Annotated in this window: 19 protein-coding genes and 1 other annotated feature; of the genes, 3 read left to right on the forward strand and 16 right to left on the reverse strand. The window is 48.0% G+C overall.

Going from position 1 to position 18,762, the window contains the following annotated elements; genetic code table 11:
• Positions 1 to 254 precede the first annotated feature (254 nt).
• Positions 255 to 1,100 carry a late competence protein ComER gene (gene comER, locus NLX74_RS23765; protein ID WP_028540440.1) on the forward strand — a complete coding sequence of 282 codons (846 nt, stop codon included), beginning with the start codon at positions 255 to 257 and terminating at the stop codon, positions 1,098 to 1,100.
• Here the strand turns inward: comER and leuS are convergent.
• Entirely contained in the window at positions 1,081 to 3,519 is a 2,439-nt protein-coding gene (gene leuS, locus NLX74_RS23770; protein ID WP_254330609.1) for a leucine--tRNA ligase, read from the reverse strand. The two genes, comER and leuS, sit on opposite strands and share 20 nt — an antisense overlap.
• Positions 3,520 to 3,580: 61 nt before the next feature.
• Positions 3,581 to 3,837 (reverse strand) — a binding site (T-box leader).
• Between the two features lie 184 nt (positions 3,838 to 4,021).
• Between leuS and NLX74_RS23775 the strand changes: the two genes are divergently transcribed.
• Complete coding sequence (locus NLX74_RS23775; RefSeq protein ID WP_039272313.1) at positions 4,022 to 4,411, forward strand: tautomerase family protein; 390 nt, start codon at positions 4,022 to 4,024, stop codon at positions 4,409 to 4,411.
• Positions 4,412 to 4,483: 72 nt separating this feature from the next.
• Here the strand turns inward: NLX74_RS23775 and NLX74_RS23780 are convergent, their stop codons facing one another.
• The 15 genes from NLX74_RS23780 to spoVAC all read right to left on the reverse strand — a co-directional run bounded on the left by NLX74_RS23780 (position 4,484) and on the right by spoVAC (position 17,378).
• Positions 4,484 to 5,257, reverse strand: coding sequence for a class I SAM-dependent DNA methyltransferase (locus NLX74_RS23780; RefSeq protein WP_254330611.1), 774 nt, complete (start codon positions 5,255 to 5,257; stop codon positions 4,484 to 4,486).
• Positions 5,258 to 5,259: 2 nt separating this feature from the next.
• Entirely contained in the window at positions 5,260 to 6,168 is a 909-nt protein-coding gene (locus tag NLX74_RS23785; protein ID WP_235309301.1) for a CvfB family protein, read from the reverse strand.
• The gene (rsfS, locus tag NLX74_RS23790; RefSeq protein ID WP_254330618.1) at positions 6,165 to 6,512 is read right to left on the reverse strand and encodes a ribosome silencing factor; all 348 of its coding nucleotides are present in this window, start codon (positions 6,510 to 6,512) and stop codon (positions 6,165 to 6,167) included. The genes NLX74_RS23785 and rsfS overlap by 4 nt, the downstream gene beginning before the upstream one ends.
• On the reverse strand, positions 6,509 to 7,105 hold the full coding sequence (gene yqeK, locus NLX74_RS23795) for a bis(5'-nucleosyl)-tetraphosphatase (symmetrical) YqeK (RefSeq protein WP_235309299.1): 597 nt from the start codon (positions 7,103 to 7,105) through the stop codon (positions 6,509 to 6,511). The genes rsfS and yqeK overlap by 4 nt, the downstream gene beginning before the upstream one ends.
• On the reverse strand, positions 7,089 to 7,679 hold the full coding sequence (gene nadD, locus NLX74_RS23800) for a nicotinate-nucleotide adenylyltransferase (protein ID WP_254330620.1): 591 nt from the start codon (positions 7,677 to 7,679) through the stop codon (positions 7,089 to 7,091). Before nadD ends, yqeK begins: the two co-directional genes overlap by 17 nt.
• Positions 7,680 to 7,696: 17 nt before the next feature.
• Complete coding sequence (yhbY, locus tag NLX74_RS23805; RefSeq protein ID WP_013311197.1) at positions 7,697 to 7,993, reverse strand: ribosome assembly RNA-binding protein YhbY; 297 nt, start codon at positions 7,991 to 7,993, stop codon at positions 7,697 to 7,699.
• Positions 7,994 to 8,061: 68 nt separating this feature from the next.
• Complete coding sequence (aroE, locus tag NLX74_RS23810) at positions 8,062 to 8,931, reverse strand: shikimate dehydrogenase (RefSeq protein ID WP_254330622.1); 870 nt, start codon at positions 8,929 to 8,931, stop codon at positions 8,062 to 8,064.
• A gap of 105 nt (positions 8,932 to 9,036) precedes the next feature.
• A complete protein-coding gene (gene yqeH, locus NLX74_RS23815) occupies positions 9,037 to 10,164 on the reverse strand; it encodes a ribosome biogenesis GTPase YqeH (RefSeq protein WP_039272319.1) in 1,128 nt (375 codons plus the stop codon).
• Entirely contained in the window at positions 10,157 to 10,687 is a 531-nt protein-coding gene (locus tag NLX74_RS23820; RefSeq protein WP_013311200.1) for a YqeG family HAD IIIA-type phosphatase, read from the reverse strand. The genes yqeH and NLX74_RS23820 overlap by 8 nt, the downstream gene beginning before the upstream one ends.
• Positions 10,688 to 10,832: 145 nt before the next feature.
• Entirely contained in the window at positions 10,833 to 13,079 is a 2,247-nt protein-coding gene (locus NLX74_RS23825; RefSeq protein WP_254330623.1) for a transglutaminase TgpA family protein, read from the reverse strand.
• Entirely contained in the window at positions 13,076 to 14,323 is a 1,248-nt protein-coding gene (locus NLX74_RS23830) for a DUF58 domain-containing protein (RefSeq protein ID WP_254330629.1), read from the reverse strand. Before NLX74_RS23830 ends, NLX74_RS23825 begins: the two co-directional genes overlap by 4 nt.
• Positions 14,324 to 14,326: 3 nt before the next feature.
• Entirely contained in the window at positions 14,327 to 15,286 is a 960-nt protein-coding gene (locus tag NLX74_RS23835) for an AAA family ATPase (RefSeq protein ID WP_103049576.1), read from the reverse strand.
• Between the two features lie 213 nt (positions 15,287 to 15,499).
• Positions 15,500 to 15,856, reverse strand: coding sequence for a stage V sporulation protein AE (spoVAE, locus tag NLX74_RS23840; protein ID WP_013311204.1), 357 nt, complete (start codon positions 15,854 to 15,856; stop codon positions 15,500 to 15,502).
• Positions 15,853 to 16,875: a stage V sporulation protein AD gene (gene spoVAD, locus NLX74_RS23845; protein ID WP_254330630.1), complete on the reverse strand. Its 1,023-nt coding sequence runs from the start codon at positions 16,873 to 16,875 to the stop codon at positions 15,853 to 15,855. The genes spoVAE and spoVAD overlap by 4 nt, the downstream gene beginning before the upstream one ends.
• Complete coding sequence (spoVAC, locus tag NLX74_RS23850; protein ID WP_025723396.1) at positions 16,872 to 17,378, reverse strand: stage V sporulation protein AC; 507 nt, start codon at positions 17,376 to 17,378, stop codon at positions 16,872 to 16,874. Before spoVAC ends, spoVAD begins: the two co-directional genes overlap by 4 nt.
• 185 nt (positions 17,379 to 17,563) lie before the next feature.
• Between spoVAC and NLX74_RS23855 the strand changes: the two genes are divergently transcribed.
• Entirely contained in the window at positions 17,564 to 18,643 is a 1,080-nt protein-coding gene (locus tag NLX74_RS23855; RefSeq protein WP_254330632.1) for a M42 family metallopeptidase, read from the forward strand.
• Positions 18,644 to 18,762: the final 119 nt, after the last annotated feature.

Below are 18,762 nucleotides of genomic sequence, written 5' to 3' on the forward strand. Positions count from 1 at the left end.
AGCCGACTGAAAACACCGTCTCAATCAAACAGAGCAAGTCTGTCCAATTCCCGTTAAACCGGAGGGTGCAAACAACCTCCATACGGTCTCGCTGTGAGCATTTTCACAAAAAAGTGGTACGACCCCGGGGACGATCTAACATGCTCAGACATAAAATTCGTCATGTCGGCCAAGACCAGGCGCATACACTAAGAAGAATGACAGCTGACAGCACAGCGTCTATACCGCAAAGTATGAAAGGAGGACGTTGAACAATGAAAGTTGGATTTATCGGGACTGGCAGCATGGGAAGTCTGCTAATTGAGTCTTTTATTAATTCTAACGCACTCAAGCCGCAGCAAATATCAGCAAGCAATCGAACGCATTCCAAGGTAACCGAGCTAGCCCGTCGCTATCCAGGTTTGCATGCAGCCCAAAGCAACCGTGAAACGGCAGCGGAAAGCGATGTTCTGTTTATCTGTGTGAAGCCGCTGGAATCAAAAGCCGTAACGGATGAAATACGCAACGTCATTACAGAAGAGCAAATCGTCGTATCTATCACAAGCCCGGTGCAGATTCGTATTTTGGAACATGCACTGAAAGCCAAAGTGTCCAAAATTATTCCAAGTATCACCCACCAAGTGGGCAGCGGAGCCTCACTGTGCATCCATGGAAGCCGGATTACAGAGGAGGATCGCACCCTTCTGGAAGAGCTTATGTCCCACATCAGCAGGCCGATTCGGGTTAAAGAATCTTATACTCGGATCACGTCGGATTTTTCGAGTTGTGGTCCTGCTTTCTTGGCCTTTTTTATGGACCAGTGGATTCAAGCCGCAGTTCAAGCTACAGGTATAGACCGTACGGAGCTATGCGCCCTGGCCGGTGAAATGATTATCGGCACTGGAAAGCTGCTCACGGAAGGCGGAATGACACCAGCCGAGTTACAGGCCAGAGTGGCGGTTCCGGGAGGTATTACCGCCGAAGCTCTCGCATTGTTGGACATCAGCCTGCATAGCGTCTTTCCCGAGCTGATACAGGCCACGCACAACAAGTATGAAGAGGATATGCAAAAGGTAGATGTCTCCTTCGGCTTAAAGCCGATTAACCGGCAACAATATTAACCAGTTTACCTGGAACAGCAATTACCTTGCGGATCGTTTTGCCGGCCAGTGCCTGCTGAACATTGTCCAACGACACAGCGTATGCCTCCATCGCTTTAGCATCAAGGTCCTTAGCAATCGTTGCACGCTGTACGATTTTACCATTTACTTGCACAACAATTTCCACTTCGGCGTCCACCGTCCATGCTTCATCATAAGCAGGCCAAGCCGCGTAGGTAATGCTATCATTGTGCCCCAGCAGCTGCCACAATTCCTCAGCCAGATGGGGTGCAAGCGGCGACAGCATTTGCACGAAGTTTTCCATTGCTGCACGCGGCAGAAGGTCTGCTTTGTATGCATCGTTGGTGAAGATCATCAGCTGGCTGATCGCTGTATTGAAGCGCAGCGCATCCAGATCCTCGGTCACTTTTTTCAGCGTTTTATGCCAAGTACGATTGAACTCATCGCTACCGCCGTCATTTGTAATTTTATCATTCAGGCTACCATCCTCGGAAACAAACAGGCGCCATACGCGGGACAGAAAACGATGTGCTCCCTCTACCCCATTCTCATTCCATGGCTTGGTCGCTTCCAGCGGCCCCATAAACATCTCATAAATACGCAGCGTATCGGCGCCAAACGTATTGACAATATCATCAGGATTAATGACATTACCGCGTGATTTACTCATTTTTTCATTGTTGTTGCCCAAAATCATACCCTGGTTGACCAGCTTATAAAAAGGCTCTTTTGTTTCCACTACGCCGATATCATACAGTACCTTATGCCAGAAACGGGCATACAGCAAGTGAAGAACCGCATGTTCCGCTCCGCCAATATACAAATCAACAGGCATCCATTCACGTTGTTTCTCTTTGGATACAAGCTCTTTGTCATTTTTCGGATCAATAAAGCGCAGGTAATACCAGCAACTTCCTGCCCATTGCGGCATTGTATTCGTCTCGCGACGTGCTTTCATACCTGTCTCAGGATCAATGGTTTCCACCCAATCTGTTGCGTTCGCCAGCGGGGATTCACCTGTACCTGAAGGCTTAATATTGTCCATCTCCGGCAGTACGAGCGGAAGTTGGTCCTCAGGAACCGTTTTGATCGTTCCATCCTCCAGATGAATTACCGGAATCGGCTCGCCCCAATAGCGTTGACGGCTGAACAGCCAGTCACGCAGGCGGTAGGTGACTTTGCCGTGTCCTTTGCCCTCGGCTTCCAGCCATTCAATCATCTTCGGAATCGCTTCCTCGTTGGTAAGTCCATTCAGCGGGCCTGAATTGACGTGCGGTCCATCCTCAGTATATGGCTCATTAGCCACATCTCCACCTTGGACAACCTCAATAATATTCAATCCGAATTGCTTGGCAAATTCCCAGTCACGCGTATCGTGAGCTGGTACAGCCATAATCGCTCCAGTTCCGTAGCCTGCCAGTACATAGTCAGCAATCCAGATCGGCAGCTTTTCGCCGTTCACCGGGTTCACTGCATAAGCTCCTGTGAATACGCCTGTTTTATCCTTGGCCAGATCCGTACGCTCCAGATCGCTTTTACGAGCAGCTTGTTCACGGTACTGTTGTACAGCATCCTTTTGCTCAGGCGTAGTGATAATATCCACTAATTCCTGCTCTGGTGCCAGCACACAGTAGCTTGCGCCGAACAGTGTATCTGGGCGGGTTGTAAATACTGTGAGTTGCTCGTCATAGCCTTCAATTGGAAAACGAACCTCTGCCCCCGTAGACTTACCGATCCAGTTCCGCTGCATATCCTTAATACTCTCAGACCAATCCAGTTCCTCCAGATCATCCAGCAGACGATCCGCGTATTCCGTAATTTTCAGCATCCATTGACGCATTGGTTTACGGACGACCGGATGACCGCCACGCTCACTCTTGCCGTCAATAACTTCTTCATTCGCCAGCACTGTTCCCAGCGCTGGGCACCAGTTCACGGGTACTTCAGCTACATATGCAAGGCCGCGCTTGTACAGCTGGATGAAGATCCACTGTGTCCATTTGTAATAATCAGGGTCCGTCGTGCTGATTTCACGATCCCAGTCGTAGGAGAAGCCGAGCGATTTGATTTGACGGCGGAAGTTATTTACGTTTTTTACCGTAATTTCGCGTGGGTGCTCCCCTGTATCCAGCGCATGCTGCTCGGCAGGCAGACCGAAGGCGTCCCAACCCATCGGATGCAGTACGTTGTAGCCGCGCATTCTTTTATAACGTGAAACAATATCCGTAGCTGTGTAGCCCTCTGGGTGGCCTACATGCAGGCCGGCTCCAGATGGGTACGGAAACATATCCAAAGTATAAAACTTCGGTTTGCCCGGCTCTTCCCCGGTGCGGAACGTCTTGTTCTCATCCCAATATTTCTGCCATTTTGGTTCAATACTTTGCGGTTGATAGCCGTGCTTCGGCTGTGTGTCTGTCATTGTCTTTTCCTCCTCAAACGGTATGCAACAAAAAAACCTCTGCATCCCGTAGCGTGTCAGCGCTAGGGACGAGAGGTTATATTCCCGTGGTACCACCCTAGTTAGCAGAAAGCGTTCTTCGCGTTCTACTCCCTTTGCACCTGATAACGGAGGTGATCCGATGCGGGTTAATAACAGGATACAAGCACCTGTAAAGGCGTTCCTGCGTTGGACGCATATCTCCGAGGCGAGTTCACTTTGCGCTGTCAACCGGCTTGCACCACCCGCCGGCTCTCTATATGTCCAGACAAAGCTACTATTCCTCATCAGCGATTGTTTAACCGTTAATAATGGCACTATTATATTGAAAACCGCGAAAAAAGTCAAATAAGGACTAGCTTTGGTGTTAAAGACCCTCTTCATACTAATTTTTCATGACACATGCATACGAATGTTTTATAATAACTTCGAATTAAATTGATGCAAATTGAGTTGAGTTGAGATAAGAAAGGTGAGCTGAGACATGGCACAGATTAAAATTTTTGGAATAAAAGAAACTCTAAATCCAATCAAAAAGCAACTATCAGAGGTGATTCATTCTGCTGTGGTGGATGCGTTCAAATATCCTCCAGACAAGAGGTTTCATCGTTTTTTCCCTATGGATCAGGAAGACTTTATATATGCCGATGGTCGCTCTGAGGCGTACACCATTATTGAAATCAGTATCTTTGAAGGCAGAACGACAGAAGCTAAGAAGCAGCTCATCCAGCTGTTATTCCAACGAATTACGGACCATTTTGGCATTGCTCCACAGGATCTTGAGATTACTATATTTGAAACGCCCAAACAGAACTGGGGTATTCGGGGTGTACCGGGTGATGAGCTTCAGTTGAACTATAAAGTGAATATATGAGTGCAAAAAGACGCCCTTCATGTCATCATGAAGAGCGTCTTTCTTTTCCTAAATTTGCTCAATGAGTCTTCACTATTTTACAGCAACATAAAACAGTCTCGCCGCGTCATCTTCTGCTTCTACCCATTCAAAATCCGCATATACCTTCACATCACGAAAACCTGCTTTGGACAATTCTGCCTTCATCCAATCTGGATCATAGGCACGCTGTACATGAATTTCCTCGAAACGCTGATACAGATCGCGTCCTTCATGTTCTGCTTTTGCAAAGATACTAAGATGATGCTCAATTTCACAACGTGGAGTGTCCAACGCACATGTCCAGATATATGAGATAGAGCGATCATCCAGTACGAATGGCTGCTCTTCATCATAACGTAAAAACGTCTGCGGATGATGTACATCGAACAAGAAGGTTCCGCCAGGCTTCAGACCAGCATGAGTTCTACGAAAAGTAGAAATTATATCTTCTTCCTCCAACAAGTAATTCAGACAATCGCAAAAAGAAATTACAGAATCCACAGGCTCGGGTAAAACCCATTCTCTCATATCCTGCTGTATCCAGCGAACGCTTCCCTCACGAAACAATCGCTGTCCCTGGGGAGTGGTTTCCATTTTGCGACGGGCTACTGCCAGCATGTCAGAGGATAAGTCGATTCCAGACACTTCGAAGCCCGAGTTAACTAGGGGAATCGTAATCGAACCCGTTCCACAGCCCAGCTCAGCCACCGTATGCGGCATACCGTACTGATCCCAAGCCTGCCGTGCAAAGCGTAACCAGTCCGGGTACGGCATGTCCTGCATCAGCTCATCATACACATAGGCAAACTTCCGGTAAGAAGCCATTTTTATTCCCCATTCCCGTCCTTCGGTTTCGGCATTTTCTCCACCAGGTAGGTCCAGTTTTCCTTTTGTGTAACCATTCCTTCCTTCATCAGCTTGCCCATCGCACGCTTGAAGGCGGATTTACTAATACCAAACCGTTGCTTGATAATATCCGGCGGCGTTGCGTCAGAGTAAGGCATGCCGCCACCTGGACGCTCCTTCAGAAAAGCAATCAACCGCTCCGCATCCTCATCACGGCCTACTTCCTTGCGTGGCGACATCGCCAGATTGACCCGACCGTCTTCGCGAACAAGTGTGACCCGTACCTTAACCTCTTCGCCCAAGCGAAGCATCCGGTTGCGTTCCGAGGAGTGAATCATCCCAATCGCACCAAAACCAAGCACACCTCCGTCCACCAGAACGAACGTGCCCATTTGAAGCGGCTTGTACACAGTCGCCTGCACCCACGTATTCAGCCACGAATCAGGGGCGTGAAAGCACAACGGAGCAAGCTCCTGTTCCCCTGCCAGCTTAGCCCGCAGTCTGCCTTGCTTGTCATGCTCCATAATGGCATATACGTAGTCGCCCACCTGAGGATGTAAATCTCGGTTTTCTGGCAACTCACGAATCGGCAGCAAAAGCTGACGACCCAATCCCATCTCTAGGAAACAACCCAAACGCGGATGCACATCGGCCACCTCAAGCTTTGCCATTTCGCCCAACGACAAGAACGGCTTTTTCATGGTTGCGGCCAAGCGGTCCTCTGTATCGTGAAAAATAAATACCTCCAACCGTTCACCAACTTCAATTTCACGTGTCAGCTCCGTATAATGCAGCAGCACATCCTGCTCACCAACAGTGAGAAAGTAGCCGAAAGGAGATACCTCACGATCCACCATAATGGTGACATAAGTACCGGCGATCAAACTCATACCCTTTCCACAACCTTAGCATCCGACCAGAGTCGTTCAATGTTATAGTATTCGCGCTCGTCGCGATGGAAGACATGCACTACGACATCCCCCAAATCCATTAGAACCCAACGGGCGGAATCCATTCCTTCGATTCCTTTGATGGTTACACCCTCATCATGAGCGCGTTTGCGAATTTCTGTTGCAATCGCCTGTACCTGTGTATCCGAATTACCATGGCAGATGACAAAATAATCAGCTACTAGTGATATTCCCCGCAAATCCAGTGCGACAACATTCATTGCCTTTTTATCATTTGCAGCATCAACCGCTGTTTGCATTAATTGCTCATTAGTTAGGATCATTCATGAACCTCCGTTTTTCTCTGTTTTAGTTGTTGAATCAAGTCATTACGCGACAAGACTGTTAGTGGAAAAATAACCTTTTTCTTTTCCAGCAACAATGAAATCGTGGAGTCGAATCCAGCGATAAGGCCCTGCTCCAAGCTTTTCTTTGCCTGTTTACGGATATGCTCAACCCCCGGAAAATCCCGTCCTGGTTCGATGTAATCAGCAAGACACACGACTTTATCCAGCAGGCTCATACCTACGCGTCCTGACGTATGCCAGCGGATCGCATTCCTTATTTCCGGATCATCCACTCCGTAATCTCTTGCTGCAACGCAGTATCCTACCTCTGAATGCCAGAGCTGCTTGTCATGTTCCAAAAGCTCCTGATCACATTCGGGATGACTGCGAATCACCTCTTCCATCTGCTGAACAGGCCAATATTTTGCTACATCATGCAAAATAGCCGCCAGTTCGGCCTTATCCGGATCTGCTCCATAGCGCTGCGCAAGCTCCACTGAGGTATGCATAACACCTAGTGTGTGCTTCCAGCGCTTTTCAGGCATTTGACCAGATACGGCTTCCATTAATTGCTCACGGCTGTACTTCATACAAACCGCCCCTTGTAATATAGTCATGCACACGATCAGGCACAAGATAACGGATAGTGCGCCCTTCCGCAGCACGCTCTCGAATATCCGTCGACGAAATATCCACCACCGGCATATCCGCCAGCAGTACCTTGTCCTGCAAATAATACGGCAATTCATCCAACGCAAGCTGGAATCCTGGGCGCCGAACACCAATAAAACAAATTCGCTGCGCCAGCTCCTCAATTCCCTGCCAATGAGGCAAGTAGTTCACCATATCCGCACCAATAATAAAATAAAAATCCACAGCAGAGTGCAACTCCTGAAGCTCCTTGATCGTGTCAATGGTATAGGATACTCCCCCGCGAAGCACTTCAATATCCAGCACTTCAAAAGCAGGATGACTTGCCACCGCTTCACTCGTCATCTCCAGACGTTCCTTACCGCTCGCCCCCGCCTGATGCTTGTGCGGAGGAATATGAGAAGGCATAAACCATACTTGATCCAGCCCATAGGCATCTCTTGCCGCTTCTCCAGCCAGCAGATGTCCAATATGAATCGGGTCAAATGTACCACCCATAATACCGATTTTCATAATTTTCTCCCCGCGTGTTATCCTCTAGGCAACTCGATTTCCTTATGATCACGGGATTCTTTGTACAAAATAATAGTGCTCCCGATGATCTGTACAAGCTCAGAACCTGTCTCCGCGGCCAGTTCTTCCGCAATTTCATGCTTGTCGTCCAAACAGTTGTTCAAAATTTGCACTTTCATCAACTCACGCTTTTCAATCGCATCGTTGATGTGACGCATAAGATGCTCATTCGTACCGTTTTTACCTACTTGAAAAACCGGGTCCAAATGATGCGCCATTGAACGCAAATATCTTTTTTGTTTACCTGTTAACATGTATATTTAACCCCTTCGTCGCCACATATACAATGCAGCATTTCCATAATTTTAATGTACAATCTTACTTACGACAGGCTACTCAGCACAGCCGCTCTCATTTGCTCTACAGCAGGGACAACCCCTGTAAAATACTCAAAAGCCACAGCCCCCTGGTACACGAACATGCCCAAACCCCCATGTACAGTGCAGCCGCGCTGTTCACGGCTTTCCTGTAAAAGTCTCGTTTCCAGCGGGTTGTAGATCAAATCACTCACAATGATTCCCTCCGGAATCAAGCTCGTTTCCAGTGGAAGCTCATCCGATAAAGGAGACATTCCCACCGAGGTTGTGTTAATCAACACATTCACTGTGGCGAGCACGCTCTTGGCATCTTCGTTGGAATAACCCCTCACTGGGATCGCTTCCGTCGTCCACTCTAATGCCAGTTGCTCAGCTTTGTCACGTGTTCGGTTCAAAATAATAACCGATTCCGGTTGCTCCTTTAACAGAGCATGAATCACACCACGAGCAGCCCCTCCGGCTCCAAGAACAGCAATTCTTGCGCCCTTCAACTCGACAGAAGTCTCTTCTTTGAGGGAACGTACGTAGCCAATTCCGTCCGTGTTATAGCCCTTAAGACGTCCATTGTCATTCACTATCGTATTGACAGCGCCAATGAGTCGGGCCCCTTCATCAATCTCATCTAGATATTTCATAACCTCAACTTTATGGGGAATCGTCACATTGACTCCGCGGAAATGCAAAGCGCGAATCCCCTTCATGGCATCTTCCAGCTGATCCGGTTTGACATGAAGAGGTACAAAATCTCCTTCAATCCCCGCTACCTGTAAAGCTATTTTATGCATAAGAGGCGATTTGGAGTGCTTGATCGGATCACCCAATACGCCCAATAGTACAAGACCTTGTTCGGTCGCTTCAGACTCCCCGCTGTTCATCGTTGCTCTCCCCCATATTGCAAAATATTAGGCCGCACAAATACATGAATGGCGGCAGGAACCAGTACCTGTTCCTTGCCGCCCTATAACATGGTTACAGCAACGTTATATCAACGCAGGCCGCAAAAGCACACGGACTCCCCGAGGAGCATGAACCGCAATCAGAGCTCCGTTCTCGCTATTTACCCTGATCCATCCCAAACCGGAAATGTAGATGTCCGATGGAGATTTGCGTGGAACGCGGAACTCATGTCTTGTCCATTCCGGCATCTCTGCCAATTGATCGCGTGTTGGCGGAGATAACAATTCCCCGGCATGATCAGCGAACAACTGATCAGCTCGCTCCAGCTTCGTGCGATGTATCTTAAGACCACCGTTAATGTAGCAGGTAAATGATTGGTGCTGACCCTCCACAAAATCAAATCGGGCCATACCGCCGAAAAACAATGTTTGTCCAGCATCAAGCTGATATGCAGCAGGCTTCAGCGGCTTGTCTGGCATAATAGCGCTCAAGTCCTGGCGGGAGACGATTTCACTGAATCGCCAAGGGTATACAATACCCGGAGTATCAATAATGTGCTTGCCGTCGTCGAGCGGAATATTCACCATATCGAGTGTAGTTCCCGGGTAACGGGACGTTGTGAGTTCCTGCTCCATATCGCTATAATCACGAATCAAGCGATTAATAAGCGTGGATTTACCCACATTTGTCGCTCCCACTACATATACATCGCGGTTACCACGGAGCTCAGATACCACATCCAACAGACGGTCAAAGCCCTGATTTTTTTTAGCTGAGCACAGTACGATTTCTTCCGTGCGAAGTCCTTGCTCCTTCGCTTGCTTTTGTACCCAGTTACGTACCTTGTTCCAATTCGTTACCTTAGGCAGCAAATCGGTCTTGTTCACAGCCAGTATAACTGGATTGGAGCCTACAAAGCGTTGCAAACCGGAAATCAAGCTACCTTCAAAATCAAAAATATCTACAATGTGGATGACGAGCGCATCCTTGTCGCCAATCTGGCTGAGCAGCTTCAAGAACTCATCTTGATCCACCGTAACTGAAGACGTCTCATTATAGTTTTTGATCCGGAAGCAACGCTGACAGATGACAGGTTCGCGAGTAAGCAATTTTTCAGGAATATATCCCGGAAGCTCCGGGCTAGTGGTCTGCACGGTGATACCGCAACCACTACATTTGACGGCAGTGCCGCCGTCAGGTCTTTCAGTCATTCTTCTTTTCCTCCTCAAGCCATAAGCCTTTCTTACGTAACCTTGTGAGCGCGATTCGCTCCAACCGCCGATTAAATCGGGTCATGACTCCTTCATCATGAATGGATATCGGTAGCACCAACACCGTATGCAATCCCAGTCGGTTGCCTCCCAATACGTCCGTCAACATTTGGTCCCCGACCATAATAGTCTCTTCCGGAGTCAGCCCCATCATACGGATGGCTCTACGAAAAGACGAGTTGGAGGGTTTCCGTGCGGCATGTATAAATTCAATGTCCAAAGGCGTAGCAAACACGGATACACGGTCCATATTGTTGTTAGACACGATGACAAGCTTAAAACCCGCCTGTTTGACCTTCTCAAACCAGGCCACCAGCTCGGGAGTCGCATTCGGCGCTTTTGCACCGACCAGCGTGTTATCTAGATCCGTAATAATGCCGCGATATCCTTGAGCATACAAGCCTTCAAGATCAATATCAAAGACGGTATTCACCCGTAATTTGGGCATCAGCATTTCAAACAACGTCGGTCACCTCAGTTTCATACGACAAACTATACCATATTACTATGGCTTAGTAAAAAGCTATCCGCAACAAACGGACAGCTTTTTCACTAAATATATAGCTTAAGATTAAATTAGACGGCGTTTGGACCTAATCAAAAATAGACTAGTCTTGATCCTTCTGATCCGTCGCAGTTTTTCGTCCAGCCCATCGTTTTATCCATCCTTCTTTGTGTAACAGAGATGCCTGCTGGCGAACCATATGCCAATCTTCTGCGGTTACAGATGAGGGACTATAACGCGCTTGTTCAAATCGGCCAAGCAGCTGATGTAAAATTGAAGCGTGTTCCGGTACTTCTAGCGACCATCTATCAACTGATTCCCTCAGCGTCTCGTGACTGGCGCGGACAAATCCTCTTCTTCGCATGTACCTTAACCAGTGCTCAGTTTCGACGACCACCTTTTCATCCGGAGTCAGCGGCTTACCTCTGCGTAAACGCAGCAGGTAAAAGTGAATGTCTGCCCGATTACGCCAGACGATATAAGCAGCCCACAGCAGCAGAATTGCAACAGCAGAACCTATAATTACAGGATGAATCTTTGAACCTTCCTCCGGATTAGTCTGCGGGGTCTGCTCAGGCTGTTCTGGTTCAGGTTGATCTTTAACCTCAGGGGCTTCTGGAGTCTTTGAATCCTCCTGTTCCGTAAGCAGTGGCATATCAAAGCCAGGCGTAGCTTCTACAGGGACCCAACCGTATTCACCTAAATATACTTCCGCCCAGGAATGAGCATCCGCATTTGTCACGGAGTAAGAGGACATATTTTCGTCACTTTCGCCCGTTGTTGCATCATCTGAAAACGTCTGCTGACCAGGTGCATACCCTTTAACCCAGCGGGCTGGAACCCCAACAGAGCGAGCCATCATGACTAATGAGGTGGAATAATAATCGCAATAGCCCTCCCGAATCTCAAACAGAAAGGCATCCACAAAATCTCTGCTTCTTTTCCGTGAGAGGTCTGGATTGTTCGTATATGCATAATTTTGCTGCAAATACTGCTGTAGTAATCCGACTTTTTCATACGGCGTTTTCGCCGTTGACGTTACGTTCTGAGCCAAATCACGAACCCGCTGTGGCAACTCATCTGGAATTTGTAGATAGGCTTCCTGTTTATTTTTTCCGTACAACTCATTAAAAGTTTTTGTGCGTAGCTCTTTCTCAGGGATTACAGGGACATGCGATACCAGAGTATACGTTTTAGGATAAGCAGTTCTTCGGGAGGATGGATTCCAAAGCAGTTCCGCCTGTTCCGGATTCCAACGTAACCCGTCTGCCCGTGAATCTCTGTCCACCGATTGAACACGCTGCACCGAATAAGCGCCAAACAAAACAGGATAGCTCTGGTCGTTTTGCATCGTAATGGTCTGAACGACCTGCTCAGTCGAATGCCGTGTTTCTTGTGTGTTTTCAAGCTCTGCGGTCATCGGCACATCATTTAGTGTTTGATCATCGTTGCCCCCGTCACTCCAACCTGTACCAGAATAGGTTCGTTTCGTTTCCCCCCGCCAATAGCTTCGCTGAGTGGTCGTGATGGTCATGACAGGAGAATAATCAAAATTAAAACCTCCACCCAACCGATTATCCTGGCGACTATAACCCGATGCGGTGTTCATCCGCTGATTCAGTGCCCCAGATCCATTGCTGATCCCAGCGGTGGTTGAGCTATCTCTCTGGGTCCACGCTGTATAGGGATCCGTCAAAGCTGGCTGTACCTCAGGCATATTAACACCAGCCATAATAATGAGCGCAAAAATGACCGCAATATTGGCTGCTATTTTATATGGATAGCGCCGAATATGCTTCCATCCTTGAGGATAATGCTGCCGAAAATACTGCAGATGCTGTGTCACCAGCCAACCCATACCAGCAAAGACGATCCAAGCAACCTCCTCCCACAGCACAGTTGGCGTGAAGGAATCAAGCACTGCCAGCGCGGCAATATTAATACCCACAAAAACAAGAATCCGCTGCTTCGTTGTAACGATGAGCGGCACCATTTCAATAACTAGCCAAGCGATAAGGGAAAACCAAATATAAGGAGACATATTGGATATAAATTGGTCCAGGCGATTGGCTACCCCTCCGAAGGGGATAATGATGGAGTAAGACACCAATGTCCGATACAAAATAAAAAACAGCGCCGCCGCCTTAACAATAAATTCAATCCAAGGACGAAATGGTAGTACAATCTTCACCAGAGCCAGCATCGTAATGGTTATCAGTACAAGTGCTCTTGTCTCTTCCAGCCATAATTCGGAAGCAAAAGAAACCCATTGCATGGCAATAATAATAATCCATAAAAATGTAAAAGCGGGGGCCCAGAAACCCTTTAACGATTGTAACCAGCTCTTCATAGTGTCCCTCCCCCCATTACAGCCGGGAGCTCCTCAAGGGTCTCAACATCGTAGCCCTTGATTCCTCTTGCACGAAGCATGCTCATCCATTCTTCAGCTTCTCCCTCAGCAGAACCTTCTCCGATATAGACGTGGCACGGAGTCATCCCCCGGGTATCAGCCCAGCGAAGAAGCTCCATCGCCTGATAATCCTTCAGCGGACTAATCAGTATAAAATAACAGCCTTGCGGAAACTGGCGTACACTGCTTTCTACAGCGGATTTCAAGCTACCTTGTGAAGTTGTGTGTATGTCTACCAAGTGATGCATCATTCGTTGTCGTTCCATTGTCTGCTCACTTGGCTGAAAGACGGTACCTTTCTCTCCAGCTGTGCACAATCCAACCCCCATTCGCTCCCGTCCACCATATTCCAGCAATGAAGCGGTAGAGGACACAGCTAGCTCAAACTGTTCGGCGTTTACATAATGCTTCATGTGTACGTCCAGCACAAGCATCGTTTTAGGAACGGTCTCATGCTCAAATTCCTTGGATTTCCAGCTACCTGTACGCGCCGTCGCATTCCAGTGGATGCGCGAAAACCGATCTCCATATACATAATCCCGTACACCGTTAATTTGTGTCGTTTCACGCCGCGTTCGAGTTTGAACGGTCTGCGGTCCAGACATCCTTGAGCGACGATCATTCATCTGCCAATACGGAATGAATACCGTTCGGGGCAGCACCCGAAATTCACCGCGTGCGTTCAAGCTGCCTTTGTGCTCCAACAGACCGAAGATGTCCTCACTCACACATTCTGTATCCTCAAAGTGATAGCTTCCTCGCTCTAAAGCAGGAGTCTGAAATGTAAGCTGACCGCCCCCTTTTAGACTGGGAATGACACTGTCCTCAAACGACCAGGATTCACCTGTATGTCGCTTGAGGACCTCACGGACAATGACATAGGGTAATGGAAGAAAACCAGGTATACTGAGGCTCAGCTTTACATGCACCTGATCTCCCGCATGCAGCATTTCTCCAAACTGCGAGCCTTGCGAAAGCTGCCGGGAGCCTTGCACACGGCGAACTCCGCTCAGACCAACGATCCATAAATAAACGATTAACAGCGTAACCATAGACAACAGCATGACCGACGTCTTGCCGCCCTGAAACAACAAATATAGCAGGCATACCACCCATATGACCACCAGAAGCCAGATGCGGCCTGACAGCCGTGGAAGCCTGCGCTTCCTTTTGACCATATTCATTCCCTAAGGACGCTCCATTCGTACGGGTACATGAACCTGCCGTAGGACAGCCTGCAGCACGGACTGGGCACTGGAACTGTCCAGACGCGCCTCGGGACGCAGCAACAAACGATGCGTTAGCACATAAGGTGCCAGCGCCTTCACATCATCAGGCAGCACATAGTCACGGTTGTCTAGAAAAGCGTATGCCTTCGCAGCCATTACAAAAGCAAGCGCCGCACGGGGGCTAGCTCCCAGCAGCACGGATGGATGTTCTCTTGTCGCACGAACGATATCAAGTAAATAGGACGTCACTGCTTCGTCCATATAAATCCCTCTAATTTCCTGCTGGATGTCAGCAATCTGCTCCATATGAGCTACAGCCTCCAGGCGGTCTGCTGGCTGGCCTGCCTGATGATGAAGCAGCATGTTTCGCTCCGTCTCCATGTCAGGATAACCCAAGCTGATTTTGAGCATAAAACGATCTAACTGTGCTTCCGGCAGCATATAAGTGCCTTCAAAATCAATCGGATTTTGTGTCGCACACAGCATAAAAGGATGAGGCAACATATGAGTGTCCCCATCTACTGTCACACTGCGTTCCTCCATAACCTCCAGCAGAGCCGACTGGGTTTTCGTCGTCGCTCGGTTAATTTCGTCCGCCAGCAAAATATTAGTCATCACAGGACCCGGACGGAAATAAAAACGCTCGTCCCGTGGATGAAATATGGATACCCCTGTAATATCACTCGGGAGAATATCAGGATTACATTGAACACGGCGGTAATCACCGCGCATGGATTTGGCAAGAGCCTTGATCATTTGCGTTTTCCCCGTACCCGGAACGTCCTCGATCAGAATGTGTCCACCCGCCAGCATAGCCGTAAGCAGTAATTTTATTTCAAAGGATTTACCTAATATACATGATTCCAGATTAGAACGGATTGCAGATACAATCTGCACAGATTCTTGACGTACGGGCATAGCTCTGTAAACCTCCTAGATAGCAACATGTTTCCTATTATTGTACATGAAGGTGGGCACAGAGTACACTTAACCCCCTGCCCGTATTATTCAAACTCCATCCTTTTTTCGATCTTCAGTGTGCAGAACAATTAAAAACCCTTCGGTCATTAGATCCGAAGGGCACATGTATATAATCATTTATTTTTATGTCAAATCTAAAGTAAGCTGCTTTTATATGCTTCCTTTTGGACGAACAAACAAGCATGCCAGAAAAGAGAAAATAATCGCAGAGGAAATTCCTGCACTTGTCAGACTAAAGATCCCTGTAATGACACCCAGCCATCCGTCCTTCTCCAATTCAGTTAATGCGCCGTGTACAAGGGAGTTACCAAAACTGGTAATTGGAATGGTCGCACCCGCCCCTGCAAATTTAATAAGCGGATCGTATATCCCAACAGCATCAGCAATTGCACCTGCAACCACCAACGTACTCATCGTATGTGCCGGCGTCATTTTGAACACATCCATCATCAACTGGCCCACAACACAAATGGCACCGCCCACTAAAAAAGCCCATAGAAATATCATACTGTTCCTCCCGCTTCAAAAGCTACGGCATGTGCAACACAAGGAATGCTTTCACCCTGCTGTGTAGTCAAAGGAGATAATAACGCTCCAGTCGCCACGACCAGTACCTTTTGCAGCTCTCCATTTTCAATCCGCTTCAATAAATGCCCGTAGGTTACAACAGCCGAGCAGCCACAACCACTGCCTCCTGCAATGACTTTCTTTTGCTTATTGATGTCGTAAATCAGTAAACCGCAATCATTAAATTCCGTCTGATTCATATCGAACCCATCTTTTTTGAGCAGCTCCTTGGCAATTGGTAGCCCCACTGAGGCTAAATCGCCCGTTACAATGAGATCATAGTAACCAGGGTCACGACCAGTGTCTCGAAAATGAGACAACAGCGTATCCGCAGCCGCGGGAGCCATGGCTCCACCCATATTAAAAGGGTCTTTAATGCCCATGTCCATTACACGTCCAATGGTAGCACAATCCACCACCGTCCCTGACTTGGCATGTCCTACAATTGCGGCGCCGGAACCGGTAACAGTATACTGAGCCGTAGGGGGCTTCTGTGATCCGTATTCATTAGGATAGCGGAATTGTTTTTCTACAGTACAGTTATGGCTGGTCGTACCCGCCATCACGTAGTCACCGGCCTCTGAGTCCACAATAAGTGCGGCTAAGGCTAAGCTTTCCATTGATGTTGAGCAGGCTCCAAAAACACCCAAATAGGGAATAGCCAGCTTGCTAGCCGAAAAGGAGCTACTGATAATCTGATTCATCAGATCACCACTAATAAAAAACTGCACTTCTTCTTTGTTCAAATTGGCATTAATTAGCGCCAGCTCTGTAGAATGCTCAATCAATCTACGTTCCGCTTTTTCCCACGTTTTCTCGTTGATTTCTATATTGTCATAAATATAATCAAAATCTGTGGACAACGGCCCTTCTCCTTCATCCGGGCCCACAACAGTGGCACTTCCAATGATGCGCGGTCTCGATTCAAACTTCCAGGTTTGTCCGCCCTGTCTTCTCATAAGTGATTGCCTCCCACACCAAGGATGGCATATATAACGCCTACGATAAATGCAGCCACCACCCCGAATACGACAACCGAGCCTGCAAGTTTGAACATATTCGCGCCCACTCCAAGCACCAGTCCCTCAGAACGATATTCCAATGCAGCCGAACACATGGAGTTAGCAAAGCCTGTAATGGGCACAGCGGTTCCTGCTCCTGCCCATTGAGCAACCTTATCGTAAACCCCGATACAGGTTAATATGACCGCCAGCAAGATCATCATCGATGAGGTCGGCGGGGCGGCCTCCTTGGCTGATATGTGCATTCCTGCCATAAAAGCCTCTTGAATCGCCTGCCCAATCACACATATCCCGCCTCCAACCAGAAAAGCGCGCACACAATTGGCAAATACTTTTCTCGAGGGTTCATGCTTTTGTGAAATATTCTGATAGTCCTTCTCATTTATGGACAGCGGCGACGTATTGGTACGAAAACCGCGCTGCCCGGATTTAGCTGGCATCATTCACCACCCCTTATCTGTAAGTTTTCGCGCTTGGCGGTTCGAATTGCTTGGGTCTTTTTCATTATGAGCTTTTTGGAGAAATGTTATGTCAGGAAAATGATATCGTGGACATTCGATACAAATCCATTCATACTGAATACATGACGACCACTGGTTAATTAATAAGGAGTGAGGTATACATCATGGAATCAAAAACATTGGAATTGTTTAAAACCTTAACGGAGTTTCCTTCCATTCCGGGACATGAGCGTGAGTTACGGGCATGGGTTAAGGAACGAATATCCGGTTATACCGATGAAATCGTGCAAGATCGATTGGGCAGTCTATTTGGGGTGCTACGCGGTCAAGAGAGTGGACCACGTGTAATGGTGGCAGGCCATCTGGATGAAGTCGGTTTTATCGTGAATGGTATTACGGAAACTGGAATGATTCGTTTTCAGCCGGTTGGAGGCTGGTGGAGCCAAGCCATTATGTCACAACGTCTTCAAGTATTGACTCCAAAAGGCCCAGTTATCGGTGTAGTTGGCTCTGTCTCGCCTCATTTGCTGGATGAATCGCAACGCAGCAAACCTATGGACATCAAGCATATGTATCTGGATATCGGCGTAGACAGCAGACAAGAAGCGCAAGATCTGGGGATCGTACCAGGAACGGCCATTGCGCCGATCTGTGATTTCACTCCACTGGCAAATCCTAAAAAAATCATGGCTAAAGCATGGGATAACCGCTACGGTGTAGGCTTGGCTATTGAACTGCTTGAAGCATTACATAAAGAAAAAGACAAGCTTCCCAATACATTGTTTGTGGGGGCCACTGTTCAAGAAGAAGTGGGACTGCGTGGTGCACGCACAGCGGCCAATCTGATTCAGCCGGATATATTCTTTGCACTGGATTGCAGTGCAGCCAACGATATGGGCGGCGACCCGAATGCTTACGGGCACCTCGGTAAAGGCGCACTGCTGCGGGTATTTGATCCAGGTATGATTACACATCGCGGGATTGTGGAGTACGTGCAAGACATGGCGGAAACTCACAAAATCAAGTATCAATATTTCATCTCCACAGGGGGAACCGATGCAGGTCAAGTGCACTTGAGCGGAATTGGCGTGCCATCCACTGTCATAGGCATCTGTGGACGATACATCCATACTTCCTCGTCCATTATTCACACTGATGATTATGATGCAGCCAAAGAGCTGATCATCAAGCTAGTTCAAAATCTGGATCGTACAACGCTGAATACCATTATTGAACGAGCCTAAGTTGTAACAGAGAATCGCAATCTATAAAAAAACAGTCAAGACTGAAGTGACCCCTTAAAGTTAGACAACTATTTTTATGCAACCAGTTGGGCATGAGCTCGGTATTGTACCGGGCTCAT

Source organism: Paenibacillus sp. MZ03-122A, from assembly GCF_024213325.1.
Taxonomy (GTDB): Bacteria; Bacillota; Bacilli; order Paenibacillales; family Paenibacillaceae; genus Paenibacillus; species Paenibacillus polymyxa_B.

What these genes read in the sequence shown, in the direction of transcription:
- spoVAE (WP_013311204.1), bottom strand. Translation starts at nt 15,856, where the DNA reads ATGATATTTCTATGGGCTTTTTTAGTGGGCGGTGCCATTTGTGTTGTG.
- NLX74_RS23775 (WP_039272313.1), top strand. Translation starts at nt 4,022, where the DNA reads ATGGCACAGATTAAAATTTTTGGAATAAAAGAAACTCTAAATCCAATC.
- leuS (WP_254330609.1), bottom strand. Translation starts at nt 3,519, where the DNA reads ATGACAGACACACAGCCGAAGCACGGCTATCAACCGCAAAGTATTGAA.
- NLX74_RS23835 (WP_103049576.1), bottom strand. Translation starts at nt 15,286, where the DNA reads ATGCCCGTACGTCAAGAATCTGTGCAGATTGTATCTGCAATCCGTTCT.
- NLX74_RS23780 (WP_254330611.1), bottom strand. Translation starts at nt 5,257, where the DNA reads ATGGCTTCTTACCGGAAGTTTGCCTATGTGTATGATGAGCTGATGCAG.
- aroE (WP_254330622.1), bottom strand. Translation starts at nt 8,931, where the DNA reads ATGAACAGCGGGGAGTCTGAAGCGACCGAACAAGGTCTTGTACTATTG.
- comER (WP_028540440.1), top strand. Translation starts at nt 255, where the DNA reads ATGAAAGTTGGATTTATCGGGACTGGCAGCATGGGAAGTCTGCTAATT.
- nadD (WP_254330620.1), bottom strand. Translation starts at nt 7,679, where the DNA reads ATGAAAATCGGTATTATGGGTGGTACATTTGACCCGATTCATATTGGA.
- spoVAC (WP_025723396.1), bottom strand. Translation starts at nt 17,378, where the DNA reads ATGCCAGCTAAATCCGGGCAGCGCGGTTTTCGTACCAATACGTCGCCG.
- NLX74_RS23825 (WP_254330623.1), bottom strand. Translation starts at nt 13,079, where the DNA reads ATGAAGAGCTGGTTACAATCGTTAAAGGGTTTCTGGGCCCCCGCTTTT.
- yqeK (WP_235309299.1), bottom strand. Translation starts at nt 7,105, where the DNA reads ATGAAGTACAGCCGTGAGCAATTAATGGAAGCCGTATCTGGTCAAATG.
- NLX74_RS23785 (WP_235309301.1), bottom strand. Translation starts at nt 6,168, where the DNA reads ATGAGTTTGATCGCCGGTACTTATGTCACCATTATGGTGGATCGTGAG.
- yhbY (WP_013311197.1), bottom strand. Translation starts at nt 7,993, where the DNA reads ATGTTAACAGGTAAACAAAAAAGATATTTGCGTTCAATGGCGCATCAT.
- spoVAD (WP_254330630.1), bottom strand. Translation starts at nt 16,875, where the DNA reads ATGAGAAGACAGGGCGGACAAACCTGGAAGTTTGAATCGAGACCGCGC.
- NLX74_RS23830 (WP_254330629.1), bottom strand. Translation starts at nt 14,323, where the DNA reads ATGAATATGGTCAAAAGGAAGCGCAGGCTTCCACGGCTGTCAGGCCGC.
- rsfS (WP_254330618.1), bottom strand. Translation starts at nt 6,512, where the DNA reads ATGATCCTAACTAATGAGCAATTAATGCAAACAGCGGTTGATGCTGCA.
- yqeH (WP_039272319.1), bottom strand. Translation starts at nt 10,164, where the DNA reads ATGACTGAAAGACCTGACGGCGGCACTGCCGTCAAATGTAGTGGTTGC.
- NLX74_RS23855 (WP_254330632.1), top strand. Translation starts at nt 17,564, where the DNA reads ATGGAATCAAAAACATTGGAATTGTTTAAAACCTTAACGGAGTTTCCT.